The organism is Streptomyces fractus, from assembly GCF_049844455.1.
GTDB lineage: Bacteria > Actinomycetota > Actinomycetes > Streptomycetales > Streptomycetaceae > Streptomyces > Streptomyces fractus.
This window is the reverse complement of sequence record NZ_JBMYHI010000002.1, coordinates 5328842-5346219: the sequence shown is the minus strand read 5'-3', so window position 1 is coordinate 5346219 and position 17378 is coordinate 5328842. Positions and strand designations below refer to the sequence as shown.

The window sequence follows — 17378 nt, the reverse complement described above, 5'->3', positions numbered from 1 at the left end:
GTCAGGACACCTTCTGCGAGGCGGCGGCGACCTCGGTCGAGGCCGCGTCGCTCGTACGCCGCCTGCGCAGCGCCCAGAAGATCCCGGTGCCCGCGACGACGGTGACGCCGACGCCGACGATCCCGGCGAGGCCGCCGGAGAGGCGGGCGTCGGTGATGTCCTTCACGCCGTAGCCGGCGAGCGGCGAGTCCGAGGAGGCGTGCTTCTCGGTCTTGCTGTCGATGCCCTTGTCGTGGGCGACCTTCTCCAGGCCGTCGGGGTTGGCCGAGGCGTAGAAGGAGACGAAGCCGGCGAGGACGAGGGAGGCGGCCAGGCCGACGATCCACACCTTGCGGCGCGAGCGGGCCGTCACCGGGGTGGTCACGGGCGTGGGCGCGTCGACCAGCTCCCCGTTCACCTTCAGCTTCAGCGGCTGGTGCAGGCCCCGGGCCCCGTACACGAGGTCGGGCCGGACGGCGACGACGGCGCCGACCGTGAGCGCGGTGATCACGGCCTCCCCGATGCCGATGAGGATGTGCACGCCGACCATCGCGGTGGCGACCTTGCCGATGGAGACGTCGGTCGTCCCCCCGATGGCGTAGATCAGGGTGAAGACGACGGCGGCGGCCGGGACGGACAGCAGCGCCGCGACGAAGGACGCCACGGTGATCGAGCGGCGCCCCCGCGGCAGCACCTTCACCAGGCCGCGGAAGACGAAGTAGGCGACGACGGTCGTGGTGATCGCCATGTCGGTGATGTTCACGCCGAGCGCGGTCAGGCCGCCGTCGGCGAACAGCACGCCCTGCATGAGCAGCACCACGGACACACAGAGGACCCCGGTATAGGGGCCCACGAGTATCGCGGCCAGCGCACCGCCCAGGAGGTGTCCGCTGGTGCCCGCGGCGACGGGGAAGTTGAGCATCTGCACGGCGAAGATGAACGCCGCGACCAGGCCGGCGAGCGGCGCGGCCCGCTCGGAGCCCAGCTCACGGCGGGCGCCGCGCAGGCTGACGGCGACGGCGCCCGCGGCGACGACGCCCGCGGCGGCCGACACGGGGGCGTTGATGAATCCGTCGGGGACATGCATGGCAGGGAACTCCGCTCGGGGGCCGGGGACGGCGTTCGGCCGGCGCTTGGTCGACGTCCGGTGAACCGTTCGATGATAGTGCCTTGTTGCGAACGCCTTGCAAGAGCGCCTCGACTCCAAGTAACCCCGGGCCATCCCTGGTCCGCACAGCCCTGCATATGCGACATTTAAGGACATGACGGTTGTCGAGCAGTACGTAGAGCAGTACGCCCGGGCCCGCGTCGTCACCGACTCCCCCGAGGCGCACCGGGCGGTCCCCGTCGTGCTGCGCCACGAAGGCGGCACGGTCCATGTCGCGCTGCCCGGCTCCGGCGAGTGGGGCTCCTTCCCCCGCGATCTGCTCGAACGCGGGCTGCGCGCCCCCGTCACCGGCGGCACCGTCCGGATCTGGCCGTGCGGGCGGGTGCAGACGGTCATCGAGTTCCACGCGCCGCACAAGCCGAGCGGGGTGACGGTCGTGCAGTTCGACACGAAAGCGCTGCTCCGCTTCCTGCGCCGCACCCACACGACCGTCACCCCGGCCGAGGCCCCTCAGGGCGTCACGCGCTGACGAGCTCCCGGTCCTCCTCGGGACGGTCCTCGTCGGGCCGGTGCTCGCCGGAGGCGGTCCGCAGACCCTCGCCCTCGACGTCCACGTTCGGCAGCGCCTTCGCCAGCCACTTCGGCAGCCACCAGGCCTTCTTGCCGAGCAGCGCGAGCACGGCGGGCACCAGCGTCATGCGCACGATGAACGCGTCGAAGAAGACGGCGATGGCGAGGCCGAAGCCGATCATCTTCACCATCTGCTCCGAGCTCCCGATGAAGCCCGCGAACACCGCGATCATGATGATCGCCGCGGCCGTGACCACCCGAGCACCGTGCCTGAACCCGGTGACGACGGCCTGCGCGGGCCGCTCCCCGTGCACGTACGCCTCGCGCATCCGCGTCACGAGGAACACCTCGTAGTCCATCGCGAGGCCGAAGACCACACCCACCATGAAGATCGGCATCATCGACATGACGGGACCGGTCTGCTCGACGCCGAACAGCGATCCGAGCCAGCCCCACTGGAACACGGCGACGACGGCGCCGAGCGCGGCGAGCACCGAGAGCAGGAAGCCGAGCGCCGCCTTGAGCGGGACCAGGACGGACCGGAAGACGACCATCAGGAGCAGGAACGCGAGGCCGACGACGAGCGCCAGGTAGGGGATCAGCGCGTCGTTGAGCTTCTGCGAGACGTCGATGTTCATGGCCGTCGAGCCGGTGACGCTCAGCTCGGCGCCGGTGTCCGCCTTGATGTCCTTGCCGGCGTCACGGATGTCGTGCACGACGTTCTCGGTGTCGACCGACGACGGCTTGTACTTGGAGACGACGCTGATGACCGCGGTGTCGCCCGCCTTGTTGAACGTCGCCGGGGTGACGGCCGCGACGCCGTCCGTGCCCTTGATCTCCCGGACGACCTCGGAGACGGCGGCCTTCGGGTCGGCCGCGCCCTTGGCGTCGACGACCGTCATGAGCGGGCCGTTGAAGCCGGGCCCGAAGCCCTCGGAGAGCAGGTCGTACGCCTTGCGCTGGGTGGTGCTGGTGGGCTGCGAGCCGTCGTCGGGCAGGCCGAGTTCGAGCGAGGCGACCGGGACGGCCATGGCGCCGAGGCCGACGATGCCCGCGATCAGGACGGTGACCGGGCGGCGCAGCACGAAGCCGGCCCAGCGGGTGCCCATGTTGACCTTGGGTTCCTTCTTCTCCCCCAGGTCCGCGCGGGCCTTGCGGCCGTGGACGCGCTTGCCCACGTAGCCGAGCAGCGCCGGGATCAGGGTGAGCGCGATGAGCACCGCGATGGCGACGGTGCCGGCGGCCGCGATGCCCATCTTCGTCAGCATCGGGATGTTGACGACGGCGAGGCCGACGAGCGCGATGACGACGGTCAGGCCGGCGAAGACGACCGCGGAGCCCGCGGTGCCGACGGCCCGCCCGGCCGCCTCCTCCCGGTCACGGCCCTCGGCCAGCTCGCCCCGGTACCGGGACACGATGAACAGCGCGTAGTCGATGCCGACCGCGAGGCCGATCATCATCGCGAGCGTGGACGTGGTGCTGCCCAGGTCGAGCACGTTGGCGAGCGCCGTGATGCTGGAGACGCCGATGCCGACACCGATCAGCGCGGTCAGCAGCGGAAGACCCGCCGCGATCAGCGAGCCGAACGTGATCACCAGGACGACGGCCGCGATCGCGATGCCGATGACCTCGGTGGCGCCCGTCTCCGGCATGGCCTGCAGCGCGTCACCGCCGACCTCGACGGTCAGACCGCTCTGCTTGGCCTCGTCGATGACGTCCTGCAGCGCGTCCCGGTCGGCGTCGGTCAGCTCCATCGAGGAGACCTTGTACGAGGCCGACGCGTAGGCGATCGTGCCGTCCTTGCTCAGCGTCTTGGCGGCGAACGGGTCCGCGACGGAGGCGACCTGCTTCGAGCTGGACTTGATGGAGGCGACGGTGTCCTGGATGTCGGCCTTGTTGCCGGCGTCCGTGAGCTTCTCGCCCTTCGGCGCCTCGAAGACGACGCGGGCGGTGGCCCCGTCGGCGGTGGAGCCGGGGAAGCGCTGGTCGAGCAGGTCGAAGGCCTTCTGGGCCTCGGTCCCCGGTATGGAGAAGGAGCTGGAGGCGGCGGTCGGCGCGGAGGCGGCGCCCACACCCGCGAGCGTGAGCAGGGCCACCCAGATGAGGACGACGAAGTGTCGTCGGCGGAACGCGAGTTTGCCGAGTTTGTAGAGGAAAGTGGCCACGGAGGCGTACTCCCGGTCAGGTCGTGGGCCCGGCAGGACAGCAGGGCAGGGGAGATCGGCCCGACGACATGAGCGGTTGCGCGTCAGGTGAACTGGGTTGCTGTGTAAGGGACTTACGCGCTGAGGGCGGGGATGACCACAGCGTCGATGTACGAGACGAGGTATTCCTGCGTCGGCGGCTCTTCGTCGATGAGCGTGCGGGTGGCGAACGCGCCGATCAGCATGTGGATCAGGTAGTCGAGCGCCGGGTTGTCGGCCCGCACCTCGCCCCGGTCCACCGCTCTGCGCAGCATCCGGTCGACACCCGTCATCTCGGGCTCGACGATCCACTCCTTGAAGGCCGCGAGCAGATCCGGATCGTTGTGCACGGCCACCATCAGGCCGCGCATCAGCGCGCTGTTCCGCTCCATGTCACAGTCGTCCTCACGGAGCGCGATCGCGTGCAGATCACCGCGCAGCGAGCCGGTGTCGACCTCGTCGAAGTGCGGCTTCTGGCTCCGCAGCGCCTTCACCACCAGCTCGGCCTTTCCGCCCCACTGGCGGTAGAGCGTGGCCTTGCTGGACCGCGTGCGGGAAGCCACGGCGTCCATGGTCAGGGCGTCGTAGCCGACCTCGCGGAGAAGTTCGAGCACGGCGCCGTACAGCTCGGCCTCGCGCTCGGGTGTGATCCGGCTGCGACGCGCCGTTGCCTCCGCGACCATGTCACCCACCCGACCTCTCCGTATGCGTACGCCATAAAAGTACCCTGCCCCCTAGCGAAACGAAACGGTTTCGTACGTGCGCTGCGCCACATCGTTCCGGTGAGTCCCGGTTGCCGGAGCCCGCGTCGCGGAAAAGCATGAGGAGGTGACTGAGGTGACTGAGGAATCCGATGCTGCCGACGGCCGGGCGTACCTGCGCTTCCCCCACATCAGCGGCGAGCGGCTGTGCTTCGCCGCGGAGGACGATCTGTGGGTCGCGCCGCTCGACGGCTCGGCGCGGGCCTGGCGGCTCACCGTCGACCGCACCAAGGTCAGCCACCCGCGCTTCTCCCCCGACGGCCGGCACATCGCGTACACGACGTGGCGCAGCCTCGACCCGGAGATCCATGTGGCGCCGGTCGACGGCGGCTCCGCGCGCCGCCTCACGTACTGGGGCAGCGCGGACACCCAGGTCCGCGGCTGGACGCCGCCCGACAAGGACGGCCGGTGCGACATCCTCGCGGTCGCCTCGCACGGCGAGCCCTTCTCGTACTTCACCTTCGCCTACAGCGTCCCGACCGACGGCTCCCCCGGCGGCAAGCTCCCCTGGGGACCGGTCTCCGACATCCAGGTCGCCGACATCGACGGGGAACGCCGGACGCTGCTCCTGACCGGTACGCCGCCGCACGAACCGGCCGCCTGGAAGCGCTACCGGGGCGGCGCGCAGGGCCGGTTGTGGGTGCACGGGCAGCGCATCCTCGCCGACCTCGACGGACATCTGGACGACCCGATGTTCGTGGACGGCCGCATCGCGTTCCTCTCCGACCACGAGGGCGTCGGCAACGTCTACTCCTGCCGCCCCGACGGCACCGATCTGCACCGCCACACCGACCACGACTCCTTCTACGCCCGGCACGCCGCCACCGACGGCAGCCGCGTCGTCTACCAGTGCGCGGGCGACCTGTGGATCCTCGACGACCTCGACCCCGACTCGGTGCCGCGCAAGCTGCGGGTCCGGCTCGGCGGCCCCCGCGCGGGACGCCGCAGCTACCAGGTCCCCGCCGCCCTGCACGTCGACTCGCTCTCCGTCGACGAGACGGGCCGGGCCAGCGCCGTCGTCGTCCGCGGCAGCCTCTACTGGCTCACGCACCGCGACGGCCCCGCCCGCACCATCGCCGACACCCCGGGCGTGCGCGTGCGGCTGCCGGAGATGCTGGGCTCGGGCGGCCAGGTCGCCTACGTCACCGACGCCGACGGCGAGGACGCCGTCGAGATCGCCTATCTGCCGCGGGCCAGCGGCGACCGGTCGCCGCGCCGGTTCGCCTCCGGCCGGCTGGGCCGCGTACAGGAGCTGGTCTCGGACCCGGACGGGGAGCGGCTCGCGATCGCCTCGAACGACGGGCGGCTGCTGCTGATCGACGTCGGCGAGGAGGAGGGCGGCGAGGCGCCGCTCGAAGAGCCCACGGTCACCGAGCTGATCCGCTCCACGAACGGACCGGTCCGCGATCTCGCCTTCTCCCCCGACGGCGCCTGGCTGACCTGGTCGCACCCCGGCATCGGGCGCTCGCTGCGGCAGATCAAGATGGCCAGGATCAACCGGGGCGGCGGTTCCACCGCGCTCGGCGCGACCAAGAGCGAGACCACGACGATCGTCGACGTCACCAACGGCCGCTTCGAGGACGAGAACCCGGTGTTCACCCGGGACGGCCGCTATCTCGCCTTCCTCTCCTGGCGCGGCTTCGACCCGGTCTACGACGTGCACACCGGCGACCTGTCGTTCCCGCTGGGCTGCCGCCCCTATCTCGTACCGCTGTCGTCCGCGACGCCGTCCCCGTTCGCCCTCTCGCCCGACGGGCGGACGGCGGCGGGCGGCCTCGACCCGGTCGAGGACGCGGGCGGCGACGGCACGCCGACCGTGGAGATCGAGGGGCTCGCCAACCGTGTCGTGCCGTTCCCCGTCTCGGCGTCCAAGTACTCGTCGCTGCACGCCGTGGCCGGCGGCGGCCTCGTCTGGCTGCGCTGGCCGATCTCGGGCGCGCTCGGCGAGACCTTCGCCAACCCGGCCGACCCCTCGTCCCAGCCCACCCTCGAACACTTCGACCTGGCCAAGGGGAAGAAGTCCCAACTCGTCGCCCACATGGACTGGTTCGCGGTCAGCGGCGACGGCTCCCGGCTCGTCGTCGTCGACGAGGGCGAACTGGAGGCCGTGCCGTCCACCGAGGCGGGCGACGGCGACACCACGGTCTGGATCGACCTGCGCCGCATCCTGCACGAGGCCGACCCGGCGGCCGAGTGGCGGCAGGCGTACGACGAGGCGGGCCGGATCATCCGCGCGTACTTCTGGGAACCCAAGATGTGCGGCATCGACTGGGACGCGGTGCTCGACCAGTACCGGCCGCTGGTCGAACGCGTCGCGTCCCCCGACGAGTTCGCGGATCTCCTGCGAGAGGTCCTCGGCGAACTCGGCACCTCCCACGCCTACGTGGCCGCCGCCCGCCGCAACGAGGGCCCGCCGCACTACCAGCGCGCCCAGGGCCTGCTCGGCGCCAACTTCGTCTGCCGGGACGGCCGTTGGACGCTCCAGCGCATCCTGCCCGGCGACTCCTCCGACTCCAAGGCCCGCTCCCCGCTCGCCGGCACCGGCATCCGCGACGGCGCCGTCCTCACCCACGTCGACGGCCGCCCGGTCGACCCGGTCACGGGCCCGTACCCGCTGCTCGCCGGCGCGGGCGGTACGACCGTCGAGCTGACCTTCACCTCCGCGGAGGGCGGCGGCCGTCCCCGCCGGGTCGCCGTCGTCCCGCTCGTCGACGAACGCCCGCTGCGCTACCAGGACTGGGTGGCCAAACGCCGCGCCGTCGTACGGGAGTTGAGCGGCGGCAAATGCGGCTACCTGCACATCCCCGACATGGGCGGCTCCGGCTGGGCCCAGTTCAACCGCGACCTGCGCATGGAGGTCTCCCGGCCCGCGCTCATCGTCGACGTACGCGGCAACGCTGGCGGCCACATCAGCGAGCTGGTCGTCGAGAAACTCACCCGGAAGATCATCGGCTGGGACCTGACCCGCAACGCACAGGCCGTCTCGTACGCCTCGAACGCCCCGCGCGGCCCGGTCGTCGCCCTCGCCGACGAGGCGACCTCTTCGGACGGCGACATGATCGCCGCCGCGTTCAAGCTGCTCGCGCTCGGCCCGGTCGTCGGCCAGCGCACCTGGGGCGGCGTCGTCGGCATGACGGGGCGGCACAAGCTCGGCGACGGCACGGTGATCACGGTCCCGATGAACGCGGCCTGGTTCCCCCAGTACGGCTGGTCCGTCGAGAACCGGGGCGTGGAACCGGACATCGAGGCCCTGCGCACCCCCCTCGACTGGGCGGAGGGCCGCCACGCCCAGCTCGACGACGCGGTGGAGCTGGCGCTGAACCTCCTCGCGGAGCAGGGGGCGACGAACCCGCCGGACTACTCGGACGTCCCGGACCGGAGGCGGCCGAAGCTGCCGCCACGATGACCGGCCCCTCCGCCGGACCAATGTCCTGCGGAGGTCTTACCCCTTCGCCCCTGGCATGACAGATTCTGGGCGCGCGCACGACGATGGCGCGCTCAACTGCCTGTCCGCCAGGGGGGTTTCATGTCGCACGGTTCACGAAGAGGGGTACTGCTCGGCGCCGCGGGAATCGGGACGGCGCTCGCGTTCGGTGGCGCGGGGAGGGCGGGGCCGCGCCGTCCGGGCTGCCTCCCGTGCTCATCACGGAGCAGGCGAGCAAGCGGCTGTTGGTGATGGATTCGCGGGTGCGGACGTGGGACCCGGCGGTGGATCCGGGTGTCGTGCGGTGGGCGTTCTCGCCCGTGGGGGACGCCCGGTACCGGGACGTCGAGCCCGACATCAGCTGGGTGTACCCGAGCGAGGCGAAGGTGCGCCGGCACCGCGGGCGTACGTACGTCCTGACCACGGCGTCGTTCGGGTTCGTGGGCGTGGTGGAGTGGCCGAGCGGGCGGCGGTACTGGGCCGGGGCGCTCGGGCCCGGGGACGATCTGGTCAACCCGCACACCGCCGAGATCCTCCCCGACGGGAACGTCGCCGTCGCGTGCAGTACAGGGGCGCGGGTGCGCCTGTACGCGGCGTCCCTCGGGCCGCACACCACGCGCTATGTCGAGGCCGAGCTGAAGGGCGCCCACGGGCTGCACTGGGACTCGGCGCGCGAGGTGCTGTGGGCCATGGGGGACGACGAGCTGGTGGCCTACCGGGTGGAGGGCTCGCGCGTGCGGCCCTCGCTGGTGCGGCAGTTCGCCGTGGCGCTGCCCGTCGCGACGCCCGGGAAGTCGGCCGGCGGGCACGACCTGTTTCCCGTGGCGGGGGCGCCGTGGCGGATGTGGGTGACGACGACCGCGTCGGTGTTCCAGTACGACATCCCGGGCCAGAGCTTCGTGCGGGACTTCGCGGGGGCCTCGGAGATCGTCCGGAAGTCCGTGAAGTGCGTGGGGGACGATCCGCGGACGGGGCGGGTGGTCACCACGGTTCCGGAGGCCGGGCTCGGGGAGACCTGGTGGACGACGACTGTCAGCCTGCACCGGCCGGGCGGCGCGTTCACGTACGTCAACGGCGGGATATACAAGGCCCGTTGGTGGCTACCCAGGTGACCCGTCGGACGACTCCAGCCTGCGGTCGATCGCCAGGGACAGCTCCGCCTCCACTACCCCCTTCGCCAGCGGGCGCAGCCGGTCGATGTCCTTGCCGGAGGCGTGCGTGGCGACGAGGTCGGTGAAGAGCCCGGCGAGGGCGTCGGCGTGTTCGCGGACGCGCCTGGCCGCCGCCAGGACGTCGGCCAGCGGGATGCCCTCGCGGACCAGGGCCGCCGAGATGTCGAGCAGGCGGCGGCTGATGTGCACGATCTCCTCGCCGTCGATGCCCAAGTAGCCGAGGTCGAGGGCGGCCTGGAGGTTCTCGGGCGTGACGTCGTCCGCGAAGTAGTCGGCGAGTTCGGCGGCGGAGAGCCGGACGGGGACCTCCTCCGTGGGCCGCACGCCGAGGAGTTCGCCGACGTCGCGGCCCCGGTCGAAGGCCTCGGAGAGCTCACTGATCCCGTTGAGGGTGTGGCCGCGGTCCAGGAGCGAGGCGATCGTGCGCAGGCGGTCGAGGTGCGTCTCGTCGTACCAGGCGATGCGGCCCTCGCGGCGGGGCGGCTTGATCAGTCCGCGCTCGCGGTAGAAGCGCACGGTGCGGACCGTGATGCCGGCCGCCTTCGCCAGCTCCTCCATGCGGTACTCGCGCTTGCCCTCGCCGGGTTCTGTCACTTCCTTTTGCGCCTTCTCCACGCCGGAAACCTTATGTCGTACCCGAGGTAACTTTCCTCGGTCCGACCCCTACCCATGAGTACGCACAGCCTCTACTCTCCGAATTACGCCAGTGTTCACTGGCAGAGTCGCTGCGGCAAGGGAGGCGCCGGCATGGCCGAGCAGGAGCGCGAGCACGTACGGGTGGCGGTGATCGGATCCGGCTTCGGCGGCCTCGGCGCGGCCGTCAGGCTGCGGCGCGAAGGCATCACCGACTTCGTGATCCTGGAGCGGGCCGGCGCGGTCGGCGGGACCTGGCGCGACAACAGCTACCCGGGCTGCGCCTGCGACGTGCCGTCCCACCTGTACTCCTTCTCGTTCGCACCCAACCCCGACTGGCCCCGGACGTTCTCCGGACAGGAGCACATCCGGGAGTACCTGGAACACGTCGCCGACACCTTCCGGCTGCGCCCGCACATCCGGTTCAACTCCGAGGTGAACCAGCTGCGTTGGGACACCGACCAGCTGTGGTGGGAGATCGACACGGCCAAGGGGACACTCACCGCCGACGTCGTCGTCTCCGCCGCCGGACCGCTCTCCGAGCCGAAGACACCGGACATCGCCGGGCTCGACACCTTCCCCGGCAAGGTCTTCCACTCCGCACAGTGGGACCACGACTACGACCTGCGCGGCAAGCGCGTCGCCATGATCGGGACGGGCGCTTCGGCCATCCAGATCGTCCCGGCCATCCAGAAGGAAGTCGGGCACCTCACCCTCTTCCAGCGCACGCCGCCATGGGTCATGCCGCGCGCCGACCGCGCCGTCACCAAGGCCGAGCGCTGGCTGCACCGACAGCTGCCCTTCACCACCCAGGCGCGGCGCGGACTCCTGTGGGGCATCCGCGAGTTGCAGGTCCAGGCGTTCACCAAACGCCCAAACGAACTGGGCGTGGTCGAACAGCTCGCCAAGCGGAACATGCACCGCGCGATCAAGGACCCGGAGCTGCGCGCCAAGCTCACGCCGGACTACCGCATCGGCTGCAAGCGCATCCTGCTCTCCAACACGTACTATCCGGCGCTCGCCCAGCCCAACGTCGACGTCGTCGCCTCCGGACTCAGCGAGATCCGCGGAAACACCCTCATCGCCTCCGACGGCAGCGAGACCGAGGTCGACGCGATCGTCTTCGGCACCGGCTTCCACGTCACCGACATGCCGATCGCGGACCGGATCATCGGCGCCGACGGCGACACCCTCATGCAGTCGTGGAAGGGCGGCATGAACGTGATGCGCGGAGCCACCTCCGCCGGATTCCCGAACTTCATGATGATCATCGGGCCGAACACGGGCCTCGGGAACTCCTCGATGATCCTGATGATCGAGGCCCACCTGAACTACCTGGCCGACTACATGCGGCAGTTGAACGTCCTGGGCGGCCGCGTCGCACTCGACGCGCGCGAGACCGCCGTCCGCGGCTGGAACAACCGCGTACAGGACCGCATGAAGCGCACCGTGTGGAACACCGGCGGCTGCAACAGCTGGTACCTCGACGAGAACGGGGTCAACACCACGGTGTGGCCGGGCACGACCACCGAATTCCGGCACGCCACCCGGCATGTCGACGTAGGCGAGTACGAGGTGGTGCGCGCGCCCGCCGAGCCGGCCGCGCCCACACCGCGTACCAGGAAGAAGGCCGAGGTGAACGCCGCATGAGCCGACTGATGCGCCATGTGACGACAGGACCGTACGCACCGCCCGTCGCCGCCCGCGAGCTGACCGTCACCTCCGCGGACGGGGCACGCCTCCACGTCGAGGTGCACGGCCCCCCGGGCGCCCCGGCGGTGCTTCTCTCGCACGGCTGGACCTGCTCCACGGCGTTCTGGGCCGCGCAAACACGGGCCCTCGCCACCGACCACCGGGTGATCGTCTACGACCAGCGCGGACACGGCCGCAGCCCGGCCGCGGACCGCCCCCCGTACACGACCGACATGCTGGCCGACGACCTGGAAGCCGTGCTCGGCGCGACGCTCGAACCGGGCGAACAGGCCGTGCTCGCCGGGCACTCCATGGGCGGCATGACGATGATGGCCGCCGCCGGACGCCCGAAGTTCCAGGAACACGCCGCCGCCGTCCTGCTGTGCAGCACCGGAAGCTCGCAGCTCGTCGCCGAGGCGACCGTGGTGCCGCTGATGCGGGCCGGCAACCTGCGCACCCGGATCACCCGCGCGATCCTCGGCTCGAAGGCACCCCTCGGGCCCGTCACACCGATCGGCAAGCGGGTCCTCAAGTACGCGACGATGGGCCCGGGTTCGGCGCCCGACAAGGTCGAGGCCTGCGCGCGGATCGTGCACGCCTGCCCGCGCGAGGTGCGCTACGGCTGGTCCCACGTGCTCGAACACCTTCAACTCGACGTCGGCGTAGGCGAGTTGACCATGCCGGTCGCCGTCATCGCGGGAACCGCCGACCGACTCACCCCGGTCGCGCACGCCCGACGGATCGCCGCCGCGCTGCCCGACTGCGCGGGCCTGACCGAGCTGCCGGGGCTCGGCCACATGACACCCGTCGAGGCCCCCGAGGTCGTCACGGCGAAGATCCGTGAACTGTCGCAGAAGTACGTGAACTCACAGGACGCACAGTCGCCGAAGGGGGCGGATGCCGTATGAGCAGGGTCAGTCTCGAAGGTCAGGTCGCGGTCGTCACGGGAGCCGCGCGCGGCGTGGGCGAGCTGCTCGCGCGCAAGCTGTCGGCACGCGGAGCGAAGATCGCGCTGGTCGGCCTGGAGCCGGACGAATTGAAGCAGGTCGCCGCGCGGCTGCACTCCGACGCCGACTGGTGGCACGCGGACGTCACGGACCACGTGGCGATGGCGCAGGTCGCACAGGAGGTCAAGGACCGCTTCGGGAAGGTCGACATCGTCGTCGCCAACGCCGGCGTCGCGACCGGCGGCCCCTTCGCCGACTCCGACCCGATCGCGTGGCGGCGCGTCATCGAGGTCAACCTCATCGGCTCCGCCGTGACGGCCCGCGCCTTCCTCCCCGTCCTGACGGAGTCCCGCGGCTACCTCCTGCAGATCGCCTCCCTCGCCGCGATCACCCCCGCCCCGATGATGACCGCCTACTGCGCGTCGAAGTCGGGCGTGGAGGCGTACGCCCACAGCCTGCGCGCCGAGGTCGGCCACAAGGGCGTACGCGTCGGCGTCGGCTATCTGTCCTGGACGGACACCGACATGGTGCGCGGCGCCGACCAGGACGACGTGATGCGCGAACTGCGCCAGCAACTGCCCTGGCCGTCGAACAAGACCTACCCGCTGGGCCCGGCGGTCGACCGCCTCGTGGCCGGCATCGAACGCCGCGCGCCCCACGTGTACGCGCAGTGGTGGCTGCGCGGCATGCAGGGGATACGCGGCTACCTGCCCTCCGCGATCGGGATCGTGGGCCAGCAGCGGGTACGCCGCTTCGAGGGCCGCCTCGGCACCGTCTCCAAGGGCCTCGTCGGAGCGGGCGGAGCCGCCGACGAGGCGGCACGTGGCCGCTGACCTGCGGCTTCGCACCCCGCGCGGCACCCCGTACACAATCCGTCATTGATCGAAATGCGCCGAATGGGGTGCCGTGTAAGTCTGGTCGAGGCCCACCCCCCACCCTTCATGGAGTGCATCAAATGGGTATCTCTGACCAGTTCAAGGACAAGGCCGAGCAGCTGCAGGACAAGGCCAAGGAAGCCATGGGCGGCTCCGAGGGCAAGACCGAGGAAGGCCAGGACCGTGCCAAGGAAGGCATGGACCAGGCGAAGGAAAAGGCGCAGGACGCCGCCGAGGAGGCCAAGGACCGCTTCCAGCAGTAACGCCGCCTGAACCCATGTGACGGGCCCCGTCCGGAGATCCGGACGGGGCCCGTCATGTCGGCTGCCTGGCGCCGATGCCTACTCGTACACGACGGTGACGGGCGCGTGGTCCGACCAGCGCTCGTCGTGCGTGGCGGCGCGCTCGACGTATGCCTTCACGGCGCGATCGGCCAGTCCAGGAGTTGACACGGCCAGATCAATTCTCCATCCGCTGTCATTGTCGAAAGCCCGCCCCCGGTACGACCACCACGAGTACGGGCCCTCGACGTCCGGGTGCAGTGACCGGACCACGTCGACGTAGCCGCCGTCGGACGGGTCGAAGACGGAGGACAGCCACTCGCGTTCCTCCGGGAGGAAGCCGGAGTTCTTCTTGTTGCCCTTCCAGTTCTTGAGGTCGGCCTCCTGGTGGGCGATGTTCCAGTCGCCGCAGACGACGACCTCGCGGCCGTCGGCGGCGGCCCGCTCGCGCAGGGACTTCAGGTAGGGCAGGAACTCCCCCATGAAGCGGATCTTCTCGTCCTGGCGCTCCGTGCCGACCTCGCCGGAGGGCAGGTAGAGGCTGGCGACGGTGACGCCCGGCAGGTCCACCTCGACGTAGCGGCCGCTGTCCGCGAACTCGGCCGAGCCGAATCCGATCCGCACCCGCTCCGGCTCGCGGCGCGTATAGAGGGAGACGCCGGCGCGGCCCTTGGCGGCGGCCGGCGCGTGCACGACGTGCCAGCCCTCGGGCTCGCGCACGCTCTCGGGCAGCTGGTGCGGCTCGGCGCGCACCTCCTGGAGGCAGACGGCGTCGGCGGAGGTCTCGGCGAGCCACTCCACGAAGCCCTTCTTGGCGGCGGCCCGGAGCCCGTTCACATTCACAGAGGTCACAGTCAGCACGCCGGCACGATACCGGCAGAGTGGACGGGACCACCGCAAGTGCCCGCATAGAGTTACGATAGCCCGTATGACTATTCAGCTTTCCGGAGTCGGGGCCCCGAGCCTGCGACCCACCTCCTTCGGCCACCGCGACGCGATCGCGCTGAACGACCGCGTCCAGCTCGAGTACGCGGAGCGCTACGGCGACGAGGGCGATGTCACGCCGCTGGACCCGTCGATGTTCGAGCCGCCGCACGGCCTGTACCTGATCGCGTACGACGCCTCGGGCACGCCGCTCGCGACCGGCGGCTGGCGCGGCCAGGAGGAGAACGACGAGGGGTACGCGGACGGCGACGCCGAGTTGAAGCGCATGTACGTCACCCCGGAGGCGCGCGGCCTCGGCCTGGCCCGGCGGATCCTCGCGGCCCTTGAGGAGGACGCCCGGGCGGCGGGGCGCACCCGCATGGTTCTGGAGACGGGCCTGAAGCAGCCGGAGGCGATAGCCCTGTACACGTCGAGCGGTTACGAGTCGTGCTCCCGGTTCGGCCACTACCGGTTCGACGAGTTGAGCCGGTGCTTCGCGAAGTCCCTGTAGCCGCATCGCGCGCGGTACGCGGATACGCGAAAGCCCCCGACGGTTTCCCGTCGGGGGCTTTCATTGCAGTGGACGTGAGGGGATTCGAACCCCTGGCCCCCTCGATGCGAACGAGGTGCGCTACCGGACTGCGCCACACGCCCTTGCAACGAGTGAAACTCTAGCACCCCGATCCGGGTGCTTGGAAATCCGTTCCCTGGCTGGTCAGCCGGGCGGGCTCCGAAGTGGTCCGGCTCACTCGTTGGCGGCGCGCGGTCGGCCGTCGGCGCCGGACCCGCTGCTGTCGAACTGGTCGAAGAGCGGCGTGCGCCCGCGCTCGCGGGAGCGGCGGGCGGAGGCGGCGCGGCGGGCGTCGCTGCGGCCGTCGTCGGCGACCGGTTCGGCGGATTCCGCGGCGGGCTCCGGGGCGTGCTCCTCCTGCGCCTGCTGGCGTGCGGCCTGTTCCGCGGCGGAGGAGCGGGCGGAGCTCCAGGTCTCGGGTGCGTTGTAGTCGATGCCGCCGGTGGCGCGGGGGGCGACGGGGGCGGTGACGTAGGTGGGGAGCGGCACGGGGACCGGGTCCCAGCTGTCGCCGGGGCCGGGGTGGCGCTGCCGTTCGCGCTGCTGGTCGACCCACTCCTGATGGTCGGTCTGCTCGACGAGGGCGCGCCGGTCGGCGGCGAGGGCTTCCAGGCCGGGGTCGGTGGCGGTCCCGTCCATCGTTGGGCCCTCCTCCTGGTCCTCGGCCGCGGCGCGCGCGGCGGTCTGCTGCCGCCTGCGCGGCTGGCGCTCCCGCAGTCGTTGCGCGGCGACCTCGGCGCGGCGGCGGTCCATGACGTAGGCGAAGCGGCGTCGTTCCTGGGTGCGCAGGTAGACGATGTACGCGCTGAGGAGCAGGGCGGGGGCGGCGGGCGCCCACAGGAACGCGACGCCGCCGACGGCGGCCACGACGGCGCCGACGCTGAAGGCGGCGAAGAGCAGGACGGTCGTGCGGCGGCGGCGCGCGAGCACCTTGGTGCGCCGGGCGCGTGCGGCTTGTGCCTCGGCCGCGGCGGAAGCGGCGCGGGCGGCGCGGGACTTGGCGGGTGCGGTGGGTTCGACCGCCGACTCGGGTTCGCGGGCGGGTTCCGTGCGCTCGCGGGCCGGCTGTGCGAACTCCCGGGCGGAATCGGGATGTTCGCGGCTTTCGCGGCGTTCTCGCCCCTGGTGCGGGGCGCGCCGCTCCCCGGACGGGGACATGCCTGAGTCCCGGACGTCCACCGGATCGGTGGGCGCGTCCGGGTCGACCGGGTCGCCCTGCCGCTCGTCCGACTCGGGCGAGCGCGCCTGCAGGTCCTTGGCGTACCGGCGCTCCATGCCCGCCCGGCCGGAGAGAAGCCGGATGGCTGTGCTGAAGCGTTCCGTCGGACGAGCTTCGTTCAACTCGTCCTGCCTACGGAGCCACATCGGCACCAAGTAGGCGGCCCAGGCCCCGACGATGACTGCGTAGATGAGGCCGCTGCTGCTCACGGACACACCGTAGAGGGGTTTACGGGGGGCCATCCGCCAATTGAGCCGGCGTGTCGCACGATCTGGCTGATAATCCGAGCTTTTTTGCGATGGATGTGATCACCGGGCCGACCTTCGAAGGAATTCAATGGCCTCTGACGGTGCCTCATCGATCAATTTCGAACATTTATTTCATTTCGAGGGGGTGCCCGGGTCTGCCGTATTGGGGGCGCTCGGACCTGCGGCGTTGCCGCGGCGCTCGCGACGGCGACGCCTCAGGAGTCCTTCCGGGACCTCCTCGGCGGTGAGCGCGAAGACGAGGTGGTCCCGCCAGGCGCCGTCGATGTGGAGATATCGTGGACGCAGGCCCTCCTCGCGGAATCCGAGTTTCTCCACGACCCTGCGGCTCGGCCCGTTCTCCGGCCGAATGCAGACCTCGATGCGGTGCAGGCCCACGGTGCGGAAGCAGTGGTCGACCGCGAGCGCGACGGCCGTCGGCATCACGCCGCGGCCCGCCACCGACTGGTCCACCCAGTACCCGACGTGGCCCGAGCACATCGATCCCCAGGTGATCCCGGCGACGGTCAACTGCCCGACGAGGCGGCCCTGGTACTCGACGACGAAGGGCAGCATCCGGCCCGCGTTCGCCTCCGAGCGCAGGTGGCGCACCATTTGACGGTATGTCGGGCGGTGGGTGATCGGACCGCTCGGCGTGGGCGGCGGGATCGTCGCCTCCCAGGGGCGCAGCCAGTCGCGGTTGCGCCGGTTCACTTCGCGCCAGGCACGCTGGTCGCGCAGTCTTATGGGGCGGAGGACGACATCGCCCTCCACCAGCACGACGGGCCACGACG

15 protein-coding genes and 1 tRNA gene are annotated in these 17378 nt (G+C 71.1%); 8 read left to right on the top strand and 8 right to left on the bottom strand.

The genetic code is table 11. The features are described from left to right. Nucleotide 1 precedes the first annotated feature (1 nt). A complete protein-coding gene (locus tag ACP4E5_RS26260) occupies nt 2-1066 on the bottom strand; it encodes an energy-coupling factor ABC transporter permease (RefSeq protein WP_425832734.1) in 1065 nt (354 codons plus the stop codon). A gap of 175 nt (nt 1067-1241) precedes the next feature. Here ACP4E5_RS26260 and ACP4E5_RS26255 point away from each other — a divergent pair, with 175 nt between their 5' ends. Beyond that, nucleotides 1242-1616 carry an SsgA family sporulation/cell division regulator gene (locus ACP4E5_RS26255; RefSeq protein ID WP_425832732.1) on the top strand — a complete coding sequence of 125 codons (375 nt, stop codon included), beginning with the start codon at nt 1242-1244 and terminating at the stop codon, nt 1614-1616. Here the strand turns inward: ACP4E5_RS26255 and ACP4E5_RS26250 are convergent. Continuing rightward, on the bottom strand, nt 1606-3822 hold the full coding sequence (locus ACP4E5_RS26250) for an MMPL family transporter (protein WP_425832730.1): 2217 nt from the start codon (nt 3820-3822) through the stop codon (nt 1606-1608). The two genes, ACP4E5_RS26255 and ACP4E5_RS26250, sit on opposite strands and share 11 nt — an antisense overlap. A gap of 113 nt (nt 3823-3935) precedes the next feature. Beyond that, a complete protein-coding gene (locus ACP4E5_RS26245; protein ID WP_425832728.1) occupies nt 3936-4523 on the bottom strand; it encodes a TetR/AcrR family transcriptional regulator in 588 nt (195 codons plus the stop codon). A gap of 154 nt (nt 4524-4677) precedes the next feature. Between ACP4E5_RS26245 and ACP4E5_RS26240 the strand changes: the two genes are divergently transcribed. Together ACP4E5_RS26240 and ACP4E5_RS26235 are read left to right on the top strand one after the other, a co-directional pair. Then, the gene (locus ACP4E5_RS26240; protein ID WP_425832726.1) at nt 4678-8007 is read left to right on the top strand and encodes a S41 family peptidase; all 3330 of its coding nucleotides are present in this window, start codon (nt 4678-4680) and stop codon (nt 8005-8007) included. A 230-nt stretch (nt 8008-8237) separates the two neighbouring features. Further along, a complete protein-coding gene (locus ACP4E5_RS26235; protein ID WP_425832724.1) occupies nt 8238-9137 on the top strand; it encodes a DUF6528 family protein in 900 nt (299 codons plus the stop codon). Here the strand turns inward: ACP4E5_RS26235 and ACP4E5_RS26230 are convergent. Continuing rightward, nucleotides 9126-9755, bottom strand: a complete 630-nt coding sequence (locus ACP4E5_RS26230) for a MerR family transcriptional regulator (RefSeq protein WP_425841662.1) — start codon at nt 9753-9755, stop codon at nt 9126-9128. The genes ACP4E5_RS26235 and ACP4E5_RS26230 overlap by 12 nt on opposite strands. A gap of 189 nt (nt 9756-9944) precedes the next feature. On the opposite strand from ACP4E5_RS26230, the gene ACP4E5_RS26225 reads away from it, so the two are divergent. From ACP4E5_RS26225 to ACP4E5_RS26210, 4 genes are all read left to right on the top strand, one after another. After that, a complete protein-coding gene (locus tag ACP4E5_RS26225) occupies nt 9945-11480 on the top strand; it encodes a flavin-containing monooxygenase (RefSeq protein WP_425832722.1) in 1536 nt (511 codons plus the stop codon). Then, nucleotides 11477-12430 (top strand): alpha/beta fold hydrolase, encoded by a 954-nt coding sequence (locus ACP4E5_RS26220; protein ID WP_425832720.1) that lies wholly within the window; start codon nt 11477-11479, stop codon nt 12428-12430. The genes ACP4E5_RS26225 and ACP4E5_RS26220 overlap by 4 nt, the downstream gene beginning before the upstream one ends. Continuing rightward, nucleotides 12427-13302, top strand: coding sequence for an SDR family oxidoreductase (locus ACP4E5_RS26215; RefSeq protein WP_425832718.1), 876 nt, complete (start codon nt 12427-12429; stop codon nt 13300-13302). The genes ACP4E5_RS26220 and ACP4E5_RS26215 overlap by 4 nt, the downstream gene beginning before the upstream one ends. Before the next feature lie 122 nt (nt 13303-13424). After that, nucleotides 13425-13607, top strand: coding sequence for a hypothetical protein (locus ACP4E5_RS26210; protein WP_425832716.1), 183 nt, complete (start codon nt 13425-13427; stop codon nt 13605-13607). A 78-nt stretch (nt 13608-13685) separates the two neighbouring features. On the opposite strand, the gene ACP4E5_RS26205 is transcribed toward ACP4E5_RS26210, so the two are convergent. Then, the gene (locus ACP4E5_RS26205) at nt 13686-14486 is read right to left on the bottom strand and encodes an exodeoxyribonuclease III (protein WP_425832714.1); all 801 of its coding nucleotides are present in this window, start codon (nt 14484-14486) and stop codon (nt 13686-13688) included. 67 nt (nt 14487-14553) lie between these two features. Between ACP4E5_RS26205 and ACP4E5_RS26200 the strand changes: the two genes are divergently transcribed. After that, the gene (locus ACP4E5_RS26200) at nt 14554-15060 is read left to right on the top strand and encodes a GNAT family N-acetyltransferase (protein WP_425832712.1); all 507 of its coding nucleotides are present in this window, start codon (nt 14554-14556) and stop codon (nt 15058-15060) included. Nucleotides 15061-15129: 69 nt separating this feature from the next. On the opposite strand, the gene ACP4E5_RS26195 is transcribed toward ACP4E5_RS26200, so the two are convergent. From ACP4E5_RS26195 to ACP4E5_RS26185, 3 genes are all read right to left on the bottom strand, one after another. Continuing rightward, nucleotides 15130-15203, bottom strand: a tRNA-Ala gene (locus tag ACP4E5_RS26195). A gap of 91 nt (nt 15204-15294) precedes the next feature. Then, complete coding sequence (gene sepX, locus ACP4E5_RS26190; protein ID WP_425832710.1) at nt 15295-16548, bottom strand: divisome protein SepX/GlpR; 1254 nt, start codon at nt 16546-16548, stop codon at nt 15295-15297. A 171-nt stretch (nt 16549-16719) separates the two neighbouring features. After that, nucleotides 16720-17364, bottom strand: coding sequence for a GNAT family N-acetyltransferase (locus ACP4E5_RS26185; RefSeq protein WP_425832708.1), 645 nt, complete (start codon nt 17362-17364; stop codon nt 16720-16722). Between the last annotated feature and the right edge of the window lie 14 nt (nt 17365-17378).